The sequence below is a fragment of the Kitasatospora sp. NBC_00240 genome (assembly GCF_026342405.1).
Classification (GTDB): domain Bacteria; phylum Actinomycetota; class Actinomycetes; order Streptomycetales; family Streptomycetaceae; genus Kitasatospora.
Genome location: NZ_JAPEMU010000001.1, coordinates 6149750 through 6166634 on the forward strand (window position 1 = coordinate 6149750; position 16885 = coordinate 6166634).

The 16885-nt window shown below is 74.7% G+C and carries 13 protein-coding genes; 6 read left to right on the plus strand and 7 right to left on the minus strand.

Annotated features, from left to right (window positions below):
- The first annotated feature begins 40 nt into the window (after positions 1 to 40).
- From OG689_RS26260 to OG689_RS26270, 3 genes are all read left to right on the plus strand, one after another.
- Complete coding sequence (locus OG689_RS26260) at positions 41 to 1267, plus strand: low temperature requirement protein A (RefSeq protein WP_266323334.1); 1227 nt, start codon at positions 41 to 43, stop codon at positions 1265 to 1267.
- Between the two features lie 124 nt (positions 1268 to 1391).
- Complete coding sequence (locus OG689_RS26265; RefSeq protein WP_266323335.1) at positions 1392 to 2105, plus strand: uracil-DNA glycosylase; 714 nt, start codon at positions 1392 to 1394, stop codon at positions 2103 to 2105.
- 125 nt (positions 2106 to 2230) lie between these two features.
- Positions 2231 to 3292 (plus strand): glycoside hydrolase family 6 protein, encoded by a 1062-nt coding sequence (locus OG689_RS26270; protein ID WP_266323336.1) that lies wholly within the window; start codon positions 2231 to 2233, stop codon positions 3290 to 3292.
- A gap of 125 nt (positions 3293 to 3417) precedes the next feature.
- Here OG689_RS26270 and OG689_RS26275 read toward each other — a convergent pair whose 3' ends face one another.
- Positions 3418 to 4695 carry a hypothetical protein gene (locus tag OG689_RS26275; RefSeq protein WP_266323337.1) on the minus strand — a complete coding sequence of 426 codons (1278 nt, stop codon included), beginning with the start codon at positions 4693 to 4695 and terminating at the stop codon, positions 3418 to 3420.
- Between the two features lie 409 nt (positions 4696 to 5104).
- The gene (locus tag OG689_RS26280) at positions 5105 to 5704 is read right to left on the minus strand and encodes a hypothetical protein (RefSeq protein WP_266323338.1); all 600 of its coding nucleotides are present in this window, start codon (positions 5702 to 5704) and stop codon (positions 5105 to 5107) included.
- Between the two features lie 524 nt (positions 5705 to 6228).
- Here OG689_RS26280 and OG689_RS26285 point away from each other — a divergent pair.
- Positions 6229 to 7353, plus strand: a complete 1125-nt coding sequence (locus OG689_RS26285; protein ID WP_266323339.1) for an LLM class flavin-dependent oxidoreductase — start codon at positions 6229 to 6231, stop codon at positions 7351 to 7353.
- Between the two features lie 62 nt (positions 7354 to 7415).
- Here OG689_RS26285 and OG689_RS26290 read toward each other — a convergent pair whose 3' ends face one another.
- From OG689_RS26290 to OG689_RS26300, 3 genes are all read right to left on the minus strand, one after another.
- A complete protein-coding gene (locus tag OG689_RS26290) occupies positions 7416 to 8045 on the minus strand; it encodes a class I SAM-dependent methyltransferase (RefSeq protein ID WP_266323340.1) in 630 nt (209 codons plus the stop codon).
- A 145-nt stretch (positions 8046 to 8190) separates the two neighbouring features.
- On the minus strand, positions 8191 to 10260 hold the full coding sequence (locus OG689_RS26295) for an EAL domain-containing protein (protein ID WP_266323341.1): 2070 nt from the start codon (positions 10258 to 10260) through the stop codon (positions 8191 to 8193).
- Positions 10261 to 10748: 488 nt separating this feature from the next.
- On the minus strand, positions 10749 to 11174 hold the full coding sequence (locus OG689_RS26300; RefSeq protein WP_266323342.1) for an OsmC family protein: 426 nt from the start codon (positions 11172 to 11174) through the stop codon (positions 10749 to 10751).
- A 547-nt stretch (positions 11175 to 11721) separates the two neighbouring features.
- On the opposite strand from OG689_RS26300, the gene OG689_RS26305 reads away from it, so the two are divergent.
- Together OG689_RS26305 and lepB are read left to right on the plus strand one after the other, a co-directional pair.
- Positions 11722 to 12057, plus strand: coding sequence for a chorismate mutase (locus OG689_RS26305; RefSeq protein WP_266323343.1), 336 nt, complete (start codon positions 11722 to 11724; stop codon positions 12055 to 12057).
- A gap of 370 nt (positions 12058 to 12427) precedes the next feature.
- Entirely contained in the window at positions 12428 to 13180 is a 753-nt protein-coding gene (lepB, locus tag OG689_RS26310; protein WP_266323344.1) for a signal peptidase I, read from the plus strand.
- 1 nt (position 13181) lies between these two features.
- On the opposite strand, the gene OG689_RS26315 is transcribed toward lepB, so the two are convergent.
- Together OG689_RS26315 and OG689_RS26320 are read right to left on the minus strand one after the other, a co-directional pair.
- Positions 13182 to 14309, minus strand: coding sequence for an EamA family transporter (locus tag OG689_RS26315; protein ID WP_266323345.1), 1128 nt, complete (start codon positions 14307 to 14309; stop codon positions 13182 to 13184).
- A gap of 146 nt (positions 14310 to 14455) precedes the next feature.
- Positions 14456 to 16834 (minus strand): transglycosylase domain-containing protein, encoded by a 2379-nt coding sequence (locus OG689_RS26320; protein WP_266323346.1) that lies wholly within the window; start codon positions 16832 to 16834, stop codon positions 14456 to 14458.
- Positions 16835 to 16885: the final 51 nt, after the last annotated feature.

Sequence of the window (16885 nt, forward strand, 5' to 3'; positions counted from 1 at the left end):
GCGGGGCGGGGCCCGTCGTTCCTTGAGGGGGGAAGGGATCATGAGTCTTCCGAAGGCGGGTCCGCCGCGGGCCGAGGCGGTCGCGGCGGTGGAGGAGGCCGAGCAGGCCGGCGGGGAGCCGAGCGGCGCCGCGGAGAAGCGGGTCACCTGGGCGGAGCTCTACTTCGACCTGGTGTTCGTCTTCGCGATCACCCAGGTCTCGGCGCTGCTGCACCACCACCACGACTGGGCGGGCGTCGCGCAGGCGCTGGTGGTCTTCGTCCCGGTCTACTGGTGCTGGGTCGGCACGACCGTCCAGGCCAACATCCGGGACGTCGACAACGTCCGCGACCGGCTCGGCATCTTCGCCGTCGGCCTGGCCGGGCTGTTCATGGCGCTGGCGCTGCCGGGCGCGTACGGCCGCCGGGGGCTGCTCCTCGGCGGGGCGTACTGGGCGGCGCGGCTGGTGCTGTTCGGGATGCTGGCCCGGGTGCCCGGCGTGCTGCGCGGGCCGTACGGGATCGGCGCGCTGGTGAGCGGCCCGCTGCTGCTCGCGGGCGGGCTGCTGGACGGCGGCCCGCGGGTGCTGCTCTGGTCGCTGGCGGCGCTCTGCGACCTGTCCGCGCCGGTGGTCCTGCGCCGCCGGCTGGCCAAGGTGGCGTACCACCCGGCCCACATGCCGGAGCGGTTCGGCCTGTTCCTGCTGGTCGCGCTCGGCGAGTCGATCGTCGGCACCGGTGCGGCGGCCGCCGGGGCGGCTCTGGACGCGGCCGAACTGCTCGCGGTGGCGGCCGCGTTCACCATCTCCTGCGGCCTGTGGTGGCAGTACTTCGTCTACGCGGCGGACGCGATGCGGCACGCCGTGACGGTCGCCGAGTCCCGCCGGGACGTCATCCGGCGGGTCTTCCAGTACGGGCATCTGAGCCTGCTCGCCGGGGTGATCGCCGTCGCGGTCGGGTTCGGCGAGACGGTCGCCCACCCGGGGCAGGCGCTCGGCGGCGGCGCCGCCGGACTGCTCTACGGGGGCTGCGGCCTCTACCTGCTGAGCTTCGGCTACACCCGCTGGATGATGTTCCGGAAGGTGTCCGGCACCCGGATCGCCGCCGCCTGCCTGGTGTTCGTGCTGGTGCCGGTGGTGATGCGGCTGCCCGCGCTCGCCGCGCTGCTGACGCTGGCCGCCCTGCTGGTCGCGCTGAACGTGGTCGAGCACCTGCGGGTACGGCGGGCGGCCGCTGCCGGGGCGGCGGTCCGGGAGGCGCCGGCCCGCGCGGTGCCCGAGCCACGCTGAGGCGGGCGTTGTCGGTGGGGCTGTGTAGCGTTCGGGGTGGAAGAAGGACGTACCGGGCACCGCGCGGTACGCCTAGGTCGGGGTGGCGCGGCCGTGTGCCGCCGCCTGGTGGGAGGTTGAAGTCGTGACGGACACTGTCGAGGCCGGCGTGGGCGCGGGGTTGGAACTGCCGGAGTCCTGGCGCGGGGTGCTGGCCGACGAGGCCGGCAAGCCGTACTTCGCCGAGCTGGCGGCCTTCGTGGCGGACCAGCGTGCCGAGCACCAGGTCTTCCCGCCGGCCGGCCAGGAGTTCTCGGCACTGGACGCGACGCCGTACGACAAGGTCCGGGTGCTCGTCCTCGGGCAGGACCCGTACCACGACGACAACCAGGCGCACGGCATGAGCTTCTCCGTCCTGCCGGGCGTGAAGACCCCGCCGTCGCTGCGCAACATCTTCAAGGAGCTGGACGCCGACCTCGGCATCCCGGCCCCCGACAACGGGTACCTGATGCACTGGGCCGAGCAGGGCGTCCTGCTGCTCAACGCGGTGCTCACGGTCCGCGCGCACGAGCCCAACTCGCACAAGGCCAAGGGCTGGGAGAAGTTCACCGACGCCGTGATCAAGGCGGTCAGCGACCGTGAGGAGCCGGTCGTCTTCGTGCTCTGGGGCAACTACGCGAAGAAGAAGCTGCCGCTGATCGACACCTCGCGGCACGTGGTGGTGCAGGGGGCGCACCCCTCCCCGCTGTCCGCGAAGCTGTTCTTCGGCAGCCGTCCGTTCTCGCAGATCAACGAGGCGCTGGACGGCTTCGGCGTCGACCCGATCGACTGGCGGGTGCCGGACGTCAAGGCCGGCTGAGCACGGTGGCGCGGGGTGTGGCGGGCTGAGCGCCCGTCACCCCCGCCGGCCGCTCCCCGGGCCCGCGGCCCGGTCCCGGCACCGTGGGAGACTTGATCGACCACGGGGACGGGGGAGGGGCCGTTTTGCTGCACGCCGGATGGCGGGGCCTGCTGCGCGCGCCCGTCGTGGGGGTCCTGGCGCTCGCCCTCGCCGCACCCCTGGCGGCCTGCGACGCGGCGCCGCCCACCGGCCCGCCCGCCGCACCGCCCGCCGCACCGCCCTCGGCGTCGGCCGACGGGCCCGGCACACCGGGTGCCGGTGCCCCGCGACAGCCGGACGGCCAGAGCTTCTACGTCTCCGACCGGACGGCCGCGGCCCGCCGGCTCACCGAACTGCGCGCGCAGGGCCGCACCGCCGAGGCGAAGGCGATCGCCCGGCTGGCCGGCGCGCCGTCCGCGCACTGGCTGGTGGGCGGGGACGACCGGGCGGCGGTGGAGGAGCTCGGCCGCGCGGCGACCGCCGCCGGCCGCACCGCCCTGTTCGTCGCCTACAACATCCCGCAGCGCGACTGCGGCAGCTTCGCGGCCGGCGGCGCCCCCGACGCGGCGTCCTACCGGGCCTGGGTGGACGGGCTGTCGGCGGGCCTGGCCGACCGCCGGGCCTGGGTGGTGCTGGAGCCGGACGCCGTGCCGCACGCCTTGGACGGGTGCGGCGCCAAGGGCATCGACGCCGCGGAGCGGTACGCGCTGCTGGCCCACGCGGTGGCGGAGCTGAAGCGGCACCCGCGGGTGCGGGTGTACCTGGACGCGGGCAACGCGGGCTGGGCGCAGGACCGCTCCGCGCTGGTCGACGCGCTGAACCGGTCCGGGATCGGGCAGGCGGACGGCTTCGCGGTCAACGTCGCCAACTTCTACGGCACCGAGCAGAGCGCCTCGTACGGCGCCGGGCTGTCCGCGGCGCTCGGCGGCAAGCACTTCGTCATCGACACCAGCCGCAACGGCAAGGGCCCGCTGGGCGGCGGCGCCTGGTGCAACCCGCCGGGGCGGGCGATCGGCGAGACCCCCACCGAGCGGACCGGCCGGCCGGGCGTGGACGCCTACCTCTGGGTGAAGATCCCGGGGGAGTCGGACGGCGACTGCGGGCGGGGCGAGCCCGGGGCGGGCCAGTTCTGGCTCGACTACGCCCTGGGCCTGGCCACCCGGTAGCGCACCCGGCGCGCCGCCCCACCGCGGTCGACGGGCGTGACGCGGCCGCCAGGACCGTCGCCGCAGTGGCCCGTCGCCCGACCTCGGCGGCCCGACCTCAGCCGCCCCACCTCGGCCGCCCGACCTCAGCCGGCCGCCCCGAGGAAGCTCTCCCAGCCGCCGGCCGGCGCCTGGCCCACGTTCAGCGACCGCAGCTTGCGCAGGGTGGACTGGTCCTGCACCTCCAGCCAGTCGACCAGCTGCCGGAAGGACACCAGCCGCACCTCGGGCTTGCCCGCGACGGTCTTCAGGGTCTCCTCCACGGCGTCCATGTAGATGCCGCCGTTCCACTGCTCGAAGTGGTTGCCGATGAACAGCGGCGCCCGGTTGCCGTTGTACGCCCGGTCGAACCCGGCGAGGTAGCAGTCCCGGGCCTGGGCGCGCCACTCCGGGTACTTGGCCGGGTCGCCCTTGGTGCTGCCGGCGGACTGGTTGGCGAGGATGTTGTAGTCCATCGAGAGCACCTGGAAGGTGTGCCCGGGGAAGGGCAGGCCCTGCAGCGGGAAGTCCCAGACCTTGCCGTCCTGCACCTTCTGGGGCCAGATCTGCAGGCCCCCCGACGAGCTGGCGTCGTACTTCCAGCCCAGCGCGGCGGCGGTCGGCAGCAGCCCCTTCTGACCCTCCAGGCAGGGCGTGCGGCCGCCGATCAGCTCCTTGCGGTAGTCGAAGGGCAGCGGGTCGACGTCGGTGAAGCCGGTGTTGGTCCGCCACTGGGTGACGAAGGAGACGGCCTGGTCGATCTCGCTCTTCCAGTCCTCGGGGGTCCACTTGTTGACGCCGTTGCCGTCCGGCCGGGTCGAGCAGAAGTGCCCGTTGAAGTGGGTGCCGATCTCGTGGCCGGCCAGCCAGGCCTGGCTGATCAGCTTGATGGTGCTCTTCACCGCGCCCTCGGACAGGTACGGGATGTCGGAGGCGCCGACCGAGTGCTTCGGCGGGTGGTAGAGGTCCGACTTGCCCTTGGGCAGGGTGTAGATGCCGGAGAGGAAGAAGGTCATCGCCGCCTTGTGCTCCTCGGCGAGCTTGAGGAAGCGGGGGAACTGGCCGTCGTCGGTGCCGCCCGCGCCGTCCCAGGAGAAGACCACGAACTGCGGCGGGCGCTCGCCCGGCTTGAGCTTCTCGGCCTTCGGCTGGTTCGGCTGGGCGCCGGTGTCGGCGGTGGAGCCGTCCCCGATCGGCGTGCCCTTCACCGGGCTGCTGCCCGGGCTGCCCGGCTTGCCGCCGCCGGCCGTGGTGGCACTCCCGGTTCCCGTGCCCGGCCCGGCGTCCGACCCCGCCTTGGAGCCGCTGGAGCAGGCCGTGACCGCCCCGAGCGCCGCCGTGGCGACGGTGGCGCTCAGCATGGTCCTGCGCGAGATGCCGGTCATGATCTCCCCTGGTGCCAGATGCCCGGGCATGGCGCGGCGGAGCCCAGGAAAACGTCCTGCGGGCGGCTCCCGGACGGGTTCGCGGGAGCGTCGGCAGGACAGATGGCTTTGCCGGTCATATAGGACATTAATGAATATTCCGCCATCAGCATGTCATGCGGCGATGGGGCCGACCAAGGCTTCGGTCCGCCGTTACCCATCACGCGGACGGCGGGCGGGAGGCTGCGTGCGGCGACGTTCTGTTGCCGTCCTGTGACGGAGCCGCCGGATCGTCAGGCGGGTACGGGGGAGCTGCCTGTGGTCGGTGGTCGGCGGCCGCACGGGGCGGCGGGACCACGGGCCCGGACCTGCGGCGGCGCCCGATCCGGGCGGTCCCGGGTCGGGCGGTCAAGGTCGGACGGGCCGCGGGTCAGGCGGTCGCGAGCCGGCGGTTGCGGCGCACCACGCGGGCGACGGCCGCGCTGATGGTGGTCGCGGCGGCGCAGGAGACCGCCAGGCTCAGCCAGGCGGTGTCGAACCAGTGACTGTTCAGCCAGCCCAGGGTCACGATGTAGGCGGCCCAGATCAGGGCGGCCAGCGCCGACCAGCGCAGGAACTTGCGCGGGTGCGACGGCGAGTGGCCCATCGCGAGGTCGAGCACCGTCCGCCCGGCGGGCACGAAGCGGGCGACCACCACGATGGCGGCGGCCGCACCCGTGGTCCGCCCGTCCAGTGCCTCCTGCACCCGGGCGACGCTGGCGGCCAGCTGCGGCCGGTGCTCCAGCCGGCGGCGGACCGACGGCGCGCCGCGCCGGGCCAGGCTCAGCAGCAGGATGTCGCCCAGGAAGGACGCCATCGCCACGCCGGCGGCCAGCATCAGCGGGGCCCCGTCGATCCGGGCGGTGTTCAGCACGGCCAGGATGACCAGTGTCCCGCTGGGGATGAAGGGGAGGAAGGCGTCACCGAGTACCGCGAACAGTGCCACGGCGCAGATCCATGACGATCCGACCAGTGTGGTGATGATGTCCAAGGCACTACTCCCTCCAGACCGGCCCGGGGGAGCAGGTGGTTGCAAGGGGCAACGCTAGCGCCTCGACCTTTCATGCCATGAAGCACCCCCTCTGTGGCAGGCCTCACAGACAGGCGCGAGCCCCTGGGGCGGGGTGCCGCTCCAGGGGCTCGCGGGGATCGAACGGAGCTGGTCCAGCCCGTTGACCTTGCTTTCGGGTGCGGATCCGATGCGCGATCCGCCCTCATCGGTAGCCTGCCGGACGATGGCGCCTCGGGGCGAGCCCTGGGACTGGCGACTTCCCGCGCTGGCGCGAACTCGCCACCCGTGACCGCGCGCTGTCTGTCAGTCAGCGCCTGACCTGCCGAACGACCGGTCGACGGGAGTGCGGGGCCGTCCGGACGCCGGGCGCCGCACCCCGTCGGCGCCGGCCGCCCGGCGGCCCCGGCCGGCGTCCCCCGGTGGCGGGAACACGCCGCCGTCCCGGGCGGTTGTCCCCCGACGGCGGGGAGGCCCGCTCGTACACGATCAGGAGGCCGGACGGCATGAGCACCGAGGACCAGCAGGCACGCGAAGCGGGGCAGCCGGACCGTCCCGGCACCGCCGGCGGCATCGGCGCGGGCGCCGGAGCCGTGCACGGGGTGGCCCGGGGCACCGCGCCCGCGCCGCTGTCCATCCTCGACCTGGCCCCGGTGGGCGTCGGCCACACCCCGGCCGAGGCGCTGGTCGCGACCACCGAGCTGGCCCGCAGCGCCGAGGCCTGGGGCTACCACCGCTTCTGGGTCGCCGAGCACCACGGGATGCCGGGGGTGGCCAGCTCGACCCCGGCCGTCCTGCTCGCGCACCTCGGCGCGCACACCAGCACCCTGCGGCTCGGCTCCGGCGGGGTGATGCTGCCCAACCACGCGCCGCTGGCGATAGCCGAGCAGTTCGGCCTGCTGGAGGCGCTCCACCCGGGCCGGATCGACCTCGGGCTGGGCCGCGCCCCCGGCACCGACCAGGCGACCGCCCGGGCACTGCGCCGGGGCCTGGCCGAGGGCGCGGACGACTTCCCGCAGCAGCTCGCCGAGCTGACGCACTTCCTGGACGGGGACTTCCCGTCCGGCCACCCGTACGCCCGGCTCACCGCCGTCCCCAAGGGCGACGACCGCCCGCCGATCTGGCTGCTCGGCTCCTCCGGGTTCAGCGCCCGGCTGGCCGGGCGGCTGGGGCTGCCGTTCGCGTTCGCGCACCACTTCAGCGGCGACAACACGGTGCCCGCCCTGGACCTGTACCGCTCCAGCTTCCGGCCGTCCGAGGTGCTGGCCGAGCCGTACGCGCTGATCGGCGTCAGCGCGGTCGCGGCCGACGGGCAGGCGCAGGCCCGCCGGCTGGCCCGCTCGGCCGGTCTGGGGATGCTCCGGTTGCGTCTCGGCATGCCGGGGCCGATCCCGACCCCGGAGGAGGCCGAGTCCTACCCGTACAGCCCGGCCGAGGCGGACTTCCTGGACGACTGGCTGTCCAAGGTCGTCCTCGGCTCGCCGGGGGAGGTGGCGGACGGTCTGGAGGCGCTGCGTAAGCGCACCGGCGCGGACGAGCTGATGGTCACCTCGCACATCCACGGCCACGAGGCGCGCCGCCGCTCCTACGGGCTGATCGCCCAGGCGTACGGGCTGACGGCGCAGGCCTAGCCGGGCGGGGAGGTGCGGCCGGGCGCGCCGGCCCGGGCGCCGCAGGCCGGCGCCAACCAGGCCTACGAACGGCGGGCCAGCAGGTGTGCGTCGAGGAAGCCGCGTTCGGAGGCCGGGTCGTGGAGCAGCCTGGCGAAGGGAACGAGGCCGGCGTCGACCAGCAGTTCGGCGAGGCGGTCCACCGGCCAGCTGTAGGCGGGCGTCACCTTGTGGTCGAACCGGACCGGCTCCGGGCCTTCGGTCCCGAAGAAGGAGACCAGGAGCAGGCCGCCCGGTGCCAGCACGCGCACCTGTTCGGCGAGCAGCTCCGGCAGCTCTCCCGGCGGGGTGTGGATCATCGAGTAGTGGGCGAGTACGCCGCCGAGCGTGCCGTCCTCGAAAGGCAGGCACTCCATCCGCGCCTCGTGGAAGCGCAGCGCCGGACGGGCCCGCCGGGCGTGGTCGACCATGCCCGGGGAGAGGTCGACCCCGAACGCGTCCAGGCCCAGTTCGTGCAGCATGGCCGTCAGATGTCCGGGCCCGCAGCCGACGTCCGCCGCCCGCGGGTTGCCCGTCGCGCGCACCAGTTCGGCGAACGTGCCGATCATGGCCCGGGCGAACGGCCGCCCCTCCAGCCGGTCCGCGAACAGTGATGCGTACAGCTCGACGACCCCGTCGTAGGCCGCCCTGGTCCCGTCCTGATGATCCGTCACAGGGGGACTTTAGAGCCGGCCCGATCATCGTCCCGTGGCGGGTCGAGGTGGGGTGACGGACGGAACGCGCGGGCTCGGGCCCCTGGTGCCGCAGGTGGATCGGCGGGGCCGTCCGTGGTGTGGCCGCCGGCGGGAGGTCAGCTGATCATTTGTCCGACAGGCCCTGGGCCCGGGCTTCGCCGGTCCGGTTCCCGCGCAGTATGTCGGCGACCAGTTCGGCCTCACCCGGGCGGGCGAAGTACCAGCCCTGGGCGGTGTCGCAGCCGGTCAGCCGCAGCCGCTCGGCCTGGGCGGCGCTCTCGATGCCCTCGGCGGTGACGGTCAGCCCGAGCGCGTGGGCCAGCTGCACCATCGCGCGGACGATCTGCTCGTCCGCCTCGGTGCGCCGGGCCCCCTGGCCGGGGCGCCCCGGCACCGGGTCGCGGAAGCCCTCGATGAAGGTGCCGTCCAGCTTGAGGACGTGCACCGGCAGCCGGGACAGGTACGCCAGGTTGGAGTAGCCCGTCCCGAAGTCGTCGATGGCGATCCGTACGCCCATGTCGGCCAGCGCCTGCAGGGCCTGCAGCGGTCGCCCGCCCGGGCCGAGCAGGGCGCTCTCGGTGATCTCCAGCTGGAGCAGCCGGGCGGGCAGCCCGCTGCTCTCCAGCGCCTGGGCGACATCGGCGACGACGTCGGAGTCCCAGATCTGGCGGGCCGCCAGGTTGACGCTGACGAAGGTCTCGGTGTCCGGGAACTCCATCAGCCAGCGGCGGGCCTGACGGCACGACTCCTCCAGCACCCACTTGCCGAGCGGGACGATCGCCCCGGACTCCTCGGCGAGCGGGATGAAGCGGTCCGGCGAGAGCGTCCCGTAGCGGGGGTGGCGCCAGCGGACCAGCGCCTCCGCGCCGTGCACCACGCCGTCCGCCAGCCCCACCAGCGGCTGGTACTCGACCGAGAACTCGCCCCGCTCCAGCGCGGGGCGCAGCGCGGTGGTGAGCAGCTGGCGGGTCAGCTGGTGGGCGCCGCGGTCCGGGTCGTAGAGCGTCCAGCGGGCCCGGCCGTCGGCCTTGGACCAGTACAGCGTCGAGTCGGCGTCCTTGACCAGGTCGGTCGGGGTGGTGCCGTCGACCGGGCGTTCGACCACGCCCACGCTGGCGGTCACCACCAGCTGGTGGCCGGCCACCTCGAAGGGCTTCTGCAGGGCGGCGACCAACCGGCCGGCGAGGGCGGTGAGCTGCTCGTTCCCCTCGCTGTCGGCGACCAGCACGGCGAACTCGTCGCCGCCGAGGCGGGCCACCAGCCGGCCCTCGCCCCGGGCGAAGCCGATCTCCAGCCGGGCGGCGACCGCCACCAGCAGCTGGTCGCCGATGTGGTGGCCGAGGGTCTCGTTGATGGCGGCGAAGCCGTCCAGGTCCAGGTAGCAGAGGCCGACCCGGCGGCCGTTCGGCTGCCGCTCACCGGAGGCGGGGGCCGCCGGGCGGCCGCCGTTGCCGTCGGCCTTGCCGTGCGCGCCGATGGCGCCGCCGTTCGCGGGGCGCCGCAGGGCCTGCGGGCCGGTGCCGTCGGCCTGGGGTGCGCGGCCGGCCCGGAGCGGGTGTCCGGGGTGCGGGGCGGGGCCGACGTGCGCGGCGTGTCCGGCGTGGTCGTCCGCCCGGAGGCAGGCGGCGTCCAGCCGTTCGAAGAACAGGGCGCGGTTGGGCAACCGGGTCAGCGGGTCGTGCAGGGCCTGGTACTTGAGCCGGTCCCAGAGCCTGCGCTGCTCGGTGATGTCCTCGACCATGGCGAGGGTGTACATCGGCCGGCCGGCGCCGTCCCGGATCAGCGAGAGGGTGACCTTGCTCAGCACCGTCCGCCCCTCGCGGTGCTTGAGCCGCTTCTCCATCCGGAGCCGGTCGCGTTCGCCGCGGACCAGCTCGCGGTACAGCCGGCGCGGGGTGTCCTCGGCCTCGATGATGTCGTGGATGTGCGTGCGCACCAGCTCCGAGACCTCGCGCCCGATCATCGCGGCCAGGGCCGGGTTGGCCTCGATGACCCGGTCGGTGGCGTCGATCAGCGCCATCCCGATGCCGGCGTCGGCGAACGCGGCCCGGAACCGGGACTCGCTGGCCCGCAGGGCGTCGAGCAGTTGGTCGGTGCCGTCGGCCGGCGGCGCCGAGCAGGTGGGGCAGACGGTCATCAGGGGGCTGCCGGTGGTGTCGGGCGCCGTTGCGCCGTCCGTCGTGGTGCCGTTCATGGCGGTGCCGTTCCCGCCCGGTGCGTCGCCGTGATGCGGCCACCGGCGCCGTTCGTCGATGTGTCGAAATCCCTCGTGCCGCACGCTCGTGTGATGAGCGTCGGCCCCCTCGGTCTGGCCCGGCACGGCATGCTCCCGTCCGCTGCTGACGCTGGTCCGGCCGACTGTCGCTGCCGCGGGGGCCGGAAGACCCGCACACCTGTCATGGCCGCCGGAGCCTGGTGCCGGGCGCTCGCTGCGGAGCACCGGCGGGGAACGGGGGTGCTGCGGCCGATCATAAAGCGCGCACGGATCGGGCGGTGACCGCCGCTCGGGTGAGTCGCCCTGGTTTTGCAGCAGTTGTGCCGGTACGTCAGCACACGCGAACGCCCCCGACATGCGTCACAGGAGGCGCGTCAGGGGCGTGTGCGCAGGTCGCGCGCTCCCCGGTGGAGCCGGGTGCCCCGTCGAGGGCCCGTCGGCACGGCGGCCGGGGAGCGCGCGGGCCGTCAGGCCAGCTTGGCGGTCAGGGTGATGGTGGTCCCCGTCAGGGCCTGGCTGACCGGGCAGTTCGCCTTGGCGTCCTCCGCGGCCTTGACGAAGCCGGCCTCGTCCAGGCCCGGTACCTCACCGGTGACGGTGAGGTGGATGCCGGTGATGCCGGTACCCGGCTGGAAGGTCACGTCGGCCTGGGTGTCGAGCTTGGCGGGCGGGTTGCCCGCGCCGGCCAGGCCGTGCGAGAGCGCCATCGAGAAGCAGGCCGAGTGCGCGGCCGCGATGAGCTCCTCCGGGCTGGTCTTGCCGTTCGGCTGCTCGGAACGGGCCGGCCAGGACACGGGGTACGTGCCGATGCCGGACGAGGCGAGGGTCACCTCGCCCTTGCCGTCGAGCAGGTTGCCTTCCCAAACGGTGTGGGCGGTGCGAGTGGTTGCCACGATCGGTACCTCCAGTGCTGAGCGACTGCTGATCGGTTACGTCCGGTCATGCCGCGTACAGCCTAAGGGCAGGCCCGGCGGCGGTTGCGGGCGGCACTCTGACCACTTACACAGCGTCATATCCGCCAGGGCCGGTGGTTTTCGGCCGGTCCGGCCGTGGGCCACCCGCCGGCGGCGCCGACCCGGCCGGCGGCGGGGCCGGTCGTGGGGCCGGTGGTGGGGCCGACGGCGGGGTGGGTCACGGGGCCGGGGACAGCGCCCGCGCCGGGGGCGTGGGGTGCGTCCGGTGCTCGGGCGGGAGCGGTGACCGCACGGATGCGACGGGCGACGGGTGACGGGTGCGGAGGGCGATCGGTGCTGGTCCGGGCGACGGACCGCCGCCGCCCCGCCCCGGCGGTCCGCGTCCCGTCCTGCGGTCCGTATCGCGGACAACCAGGGCAAACAATGGCGGCCCGCGCGGGCCGCCCTGTTAGATTTGCCCGGGCCCGAGCCCGACCACCGGTCCGGCCGGGTGCCACCTTGCCCGCTCAGCCCCGGAGCCGCCCCGATGACGGACCACGCCACGACCCCCGACGCCGGCTCGCCCGAGGGGATCGACGATGCCGTCCGGGCCGAGCTGACCAGCCTGCGGGAGAGCATCGACAACATCGACGCCGCCGTGGTCCACATGCTGGCCGAGCGCTTCAAGGCCACCCAGCGGGTCGGCCGCCTCAAGGCCGAGCACAAGCTGCCGCCGGCCGACCCGGCCCGGGAGCGTGACCAGATCAAGCGGCTGCGCGAGCTGGCGGCCGGGGCCCACCTGGACCCGGTCTTCGCCGAGAAGTTCCTCACGTTCATCATCGCCGAGGTGATCCGCCACCACGAGGCCATCGCCCGCGCCTGAGCTGCCGCGCCCGCCCACGAGGCCGTCGCCCGCGCCCGCCCGGCCGCGTCGCCCGCGCCCCTTTGGGGCCGGTCGTGTCGGCTGCGGCTAAATGTCTGATTTCGTGGCGCCTGATGGTTGGCGTTAGCGTGCTGTCTCCCTGGATCGGCTGATCCGGTGGATCGTGGTACCCCGCGCAGTCAGGGCGCGGGGTGACGGGCCGCGGTCCGGAGAGGCGGTTCGCGATGGCTTCGGCGATGGCACAGCGGCGGCGGGAGCCCCGGCAGCGGCATGGAGCCGGCCCGGTGGTGCAGCGCACCGCCCGGCCCGCGCACCCCTGTGGCCGGACCTCCCGCTCCGCGCGGATAGCCGCGGCCCCGGGGTGCGCCCGATGACGACCGAGCTGACCGGCCCGCGCCGGGCCGACCGTCGCCGCAGAGCCGCCCCCGAGGGCCGCAAGCGCCGGGCGCGCCGCGCCGCCGGCCGGACCGGGCGCCGCCGCCGCTGGCCCTGGTGGGCCGAGATCCCCGCGATGGTGGTGGTCGGCCTGCTCGTCGCCCTGCTGATCAAGACCTGCCTCTTCCAGGTGTTCACCATCCCCTCGGGGTCGATGGAGAACACCCTGCGGATCGGCGACCGGGTCGGCGTCAACAAGCTCTCCCCGCTCTTCGGCTGGGAGCCGAAGCCGGGCGAGCCGGTGGTCTTCAAGGATCCGGGGGACTGGCTGCCCGCGCAGGCCACCAGCGGCGGCAACCCCGTCACCGGCGCGGTCGGCGACGTGCTGTCCTTCGTCGGCCTGGTACCGCCGAAGGACGACAACTACCTGGTCAAGCGGGTGATCGCGACCGGCGGCCAGACCGTCCAGTGCTCCGGCACCACCCTGAAGGTCGACGGCGCGCCGGTCAGCGAGCCGTACCTCTTCCACGGGGACGACTCCTGCGCGGGGATGGACTTCGGGCCCGTCACCGTCCCGGACGGCTACGTCTGGGTGGAGGGCGACCACCGCAGCGACTCCGCGGACTCCCGCTACCACCAGCAGGAGAAGGGCGGCGGCGCGGTACCGGTCGAGAACGTGGTCGGCCCGGTCTCGGCCGTGGTGTGGCCGCTCGGGCACCTGGACTGGTTCGGCTGGTCCGGCCACTGACCTAGCGGGCGACGGCCTTGCGGCCGGGTGCGGGCGCGGTCGCGAGGTCCGCCGTGCGTCCGGCCGGCTCCGTGGCCGCGTCCGCGGTGCCGGCGTCCCCCGCCGGCTGTTCGGCGTTCCCCGCCGTCACCCCCGCGGCCGCGGCCGCCGGGCCCGCCTCGCCGGCCGGTGCGCCCGCCTTGCCGCCGCCCGCCTTGCCGCCGCCCGCCTTGCGGGTCTGCGCGGCGAAGGCCCCGGCCAGCACCAGCAGGCCGCCCGCGAGCTGCGGGGCGCCGAGGTGCTCGCCGAGCAGCACCCAGGCCAGCACGGTGGCGACCACGGCCTCCAGGTTGGCCACCACACCGGCGACCGGCGGCGAGAGGTGCCGGACGGCGACGACGCCGGTCAGGTACGCCAGGACGGTCGCCACCAGGATCATCCAGGCGGCCGGGAGCAGTGCGGGCAGCTCGTGCCCGTTCATCCGGACGTCACCGCCGAGGATCCCCCAGTCGGCCTGCCAGGGCCGGGTGACGCCGGTCAGCACCAGCGCGCCGATCAGCAGCCCGTACGCGCTGACCGCGATCGGGTCGACCGGGCGTTCGCCCCGGCTGCCCGCGTCGGCGAGCACGAAGTAGCCGACCTGGCAGCAGGCGGCGCCGAGCGCGAAGAGCACGCCGAGGGCGTCGAAGCTCAGCCCGTTCCAGACCTCGACCACGCAGGCCAGTCCGGTGACCGCGACGCCGGCGCCGATCGCCGCGCCCCGGCCGACCGGTCGGCGCTGGACGAACTTGACGTAGGCGAGCAGCAGCGGCGGTCCGAGGTACTCGATCAGCAGCGCGACCCCGACCGGGATCCGGGATATCGCGGCGAAGTAGCAGGCCTGCACACCGGCCACGGCGAGCAGGCCGAAGCCGAGCAGCAGCCAGGGGCGGCGCAGCACCGCGGCGCGGTGCCGGTAGGCCAGCGGGAGCAGGACGAGGGCCGCTCCGGTCACCCGCAGCCAGACCACGTGCAGCGGCGAGAGCCCGGCCTCGATCAGGGGTTTGGCCGCCGTGCCGGAGCCGCCGAAGGCGCAGGCCGAGATCAGGGCGAGGGTCAGGCCGAGGGAGCGGCCCGACGCGCTGCGGGGGAGGGGCTGAGAGCTGTGCATCGGGGCATTGTGCCAGCTGCGAGGCCATTTCGGTAAGGTGCCATTCGGAGTTTTGCTCCTCACGCGCCGGTGGCGCCGGGGCCGCCGCACCGGGCCGGTCGTGCCCGACCCGCCCGGGCGCCGCCCGCCCGGTCCCGCCGGGCGGGCTAACCGCCGTCGGCCGCAGCCGCGTTGGCGGGCACCCCGGCCGCGGTGTCGCCCTGCCACGCCGGGGCGGAGGCCGGGGGCGACGGCTGGGCGGGGGCGGTCGACGGCGCCCGGCTCGGCCTCGGGACGGCCGTCGGGGTGTTGCCGGCCGGGCCGGTCGGACCGCCGGAGGCGCCGCCGCCGGGGCGGGTGGTGGCGCCGCCCCGGCCGCCGGAGCCGGTGGAGTTGCCGGCGCCCCACCCCGAGGGGTCGGAGGGGCTCGCCCCGCCGGTGCCCGCGGTCGGGGCGCCGCCGTCGGTGGCCGGCGCCGAGGGGGTCGGCGAGGGCGAGGCGCTCGCCGAGGGGGCGGTGCCGCTCCCGCGGCCCGAGCCGCCGTCGGCCTGGCCCGCGACGACGGGGAAGCTCGTCACCTGCTTCCCCCTGAGCGCGGCCTTCATGTAGGCGGTCCAGATCTGGGCGGGGTACTGCCCGCCGGCCGCGCCGTCGGTCCCGCCGGTGCCGCTGAGGCTGACCTGCGCGCCCGTCGCCGGGTCCTGGCCGAACAGGGCGACGGCGGTCACCAGCTCCGGGGTGTAGCCGACGAACCAGACGGACTTCTGGTCGTCGGTCGTCCCGGTCTTGCCGGCGGCCGGCCGGCCGAGTGCCTGGGCCCGGAACCCGGTGCCGCCCGGGTCGTCGACGACACCGCGCAGCATCGCGGTGACCCGGTCGGCGGCCTGCTCGCTGATCGCCTGGGTGACCTGCGGCGCGGGCAGCGCGACCGGCTGTCCCTCGTACGCCAGGGACTGCACCAGCCACGGGGTGATCTGCCGCCCGCCGTTGTCCAGCGTGGCGTACACGCCGGCCATGTCCAGCACGCTGGGTGTGGCCACGCCCAGCGGCAGGGACGGCTGGGCGCCGAGGTCCGGGGTGCCGGCGGGCAGCCCCAGCGCGACCGCGGTGTCCCGGACCCTCTCCAGTCCGGTGTCCTGGGCGAGCTGGGTGTAGACGCTGTTCACGGACCAGTCGGTGGCCTGCTGCAGGGTGATCTGACCGTAGTCCTTGCCGCCCTCGTTGGGCGCCGCGTACGGGGTTCCGGTGGCGCCGCGGACCTTGCGGCCGCTGGTGCCGTCGTAGACCGTGCGCGGGCCGATCGTCTGCCCGGACTGCGTCCGGGCGTTGCTGTCCAGGGCCGCGGCCAGCGCGATCGCCTTGAAGGTCGAACCGGCCTGGTAGTCGCGCCGGGCCGCGTTGTCGACGAAGTGCTTGGTGTAGTCGGTGCCGCCGTACAGGGCGAGCACCGCGCCCGTCCTCGGGTCCACCGAGACGGCGCCCGCCTGGGCGTTGGCGTCCTTGGGGCGGGTCTCCGGCTTCAGGTTGGCGGTGAGCTGGCTCTGCACGGCGTTGGTGAGGTCCTGCTCGCGGGCCGGGTCGATGCTCAGCTTGATCGTGTAGCCGCCCTTGGCCAGGGCGGCCTCGCCGAGGATCTGGTGCGAGACCAGGTAGTCGGTGGCCGCGTTCACCAGGTACCCGGCCTGGCCGGAGAGCCCGGGCGCCGCCTGCGGCTCCTTGACCTCGGGGAAGGTCGCGGCGGCCCGTTCGTCGGCGGAGAGCCAGTTCTCCTTGACCATCCCGTCCAGCACGTAGTTCCAGCGGTTCGTCGCGTTCTGCTTGCCGGTGGCCGTGGCGGTGGCGACGTCGTAGGCGCTGGGGGCGTTGAGCAGGGCCGCGAGGTAGGCGCCCTGCGCCGGGTCGAGCGCGGCGGCGTCGACGCCGAAGTAGGCCTGGGCGCCGGCCTGGATGCCGTAGGCGCCGCGGCCGTAGTACGAGGTGTTGAGGTACCCCGCGAGGACGTCGTCCTTGGTCTCGGTGGCGTCCACCTTCAGGGCGATGAACAGTTCCTTCACCTTGCGGCCGACGCTCTGCTGCTGGCTCAGATAGGTGTTCTTCACGTACTGCTGGGTGATGGTGGAGCCGCCCTGGGTGCCCTCGCCCTTGGCCGTCTTGACCGCGGCCCGGAGCAGCCCGGGCACGTTGACCGCGCCCTCGTGGTAGAAATCGCGGTCCTCGGCGGCCAGCGCGGCGTGCTGCGCGGCGGGGGAGACCTTGTCCAGGGCGACGTTCTGCCGGTTGGTCTGCCCGGTCCGGGCGATCACCGAGCCGTCCTGGTAGAGCCAGGTGTTGCTCTGCGCGGTCGCGGCCGCGTGCGCGTCGGGCACCTGCACCAGGGTGACGGCGAGGACGAAGCCGCCGATCCCCAGCAGCAGCGAGGCGACCAGGCCGGCCAGCGTCACGCGCCAGGTGGGGATCAGCCGCCGCGGGCCGGTGCGCCGGGGGCGCCGTTCGGACGAGCTCTTGCTGGACGGCGCGCTGCGCTCACTCCGGGAGGTACGTGGCAAAGCAGCGGGCCTTTCCTGCGGGCGGATCGTGCCAGCCTGCACAGGCGGTCG

Bases quoted from the DNA above. Each gene is read 5' to 3' on its own strand.
- OG689_RS26260 (WP_266323334.1), top strand. From the start codon at position 41: ATGAGTCTTCCGAAGGCGGGTCCGCCGCGGGCCGAGGCGGTCGCGGCG.
- OG689_RS26275 (WP_266323337.1), bottom strand. From the start codon at position 4,695: ATGACCGGCATCTCGCGCAGGACCATGCTGAGCGCCACCGTCGCCACG.
- OG689_RS26285 (WP_266323339.1), top strand. From the start codon at position 6,229: ATGAGCACCGAGGACCAGCAGGCACGCGAAGCGGGGCAGCCGGACCGT.
- OG689_RS26295 (WP_266323341.1), bottom strand. From the start codon at position 10,260: ATGAACGGCACCACGACGGACGGCGCAACGGCGCCCGACACCACCGGC.
- OG689_RS26305 (WP_266323343.1), top strand. From the start codon at position 11,722: ATGACGGACCACGCCACGACCCCCGACGCCGGCTCGCCCGAGGGGATC.
- lepB (WP_266323344.1), top strand. From the start codon at position 12,428: ATGACGACCGAGCTGACCGGCCCGCGCCGGGCCGACCGTCGCCGCAGA.
- OG689_RS26315 (WP_266323345.1), bottom strand. From the start codon at position 14,309: ATGCACAGCTCTCAGCCCCTCCCCCGCAGCGCGTCGGGCCGCTCCCTC.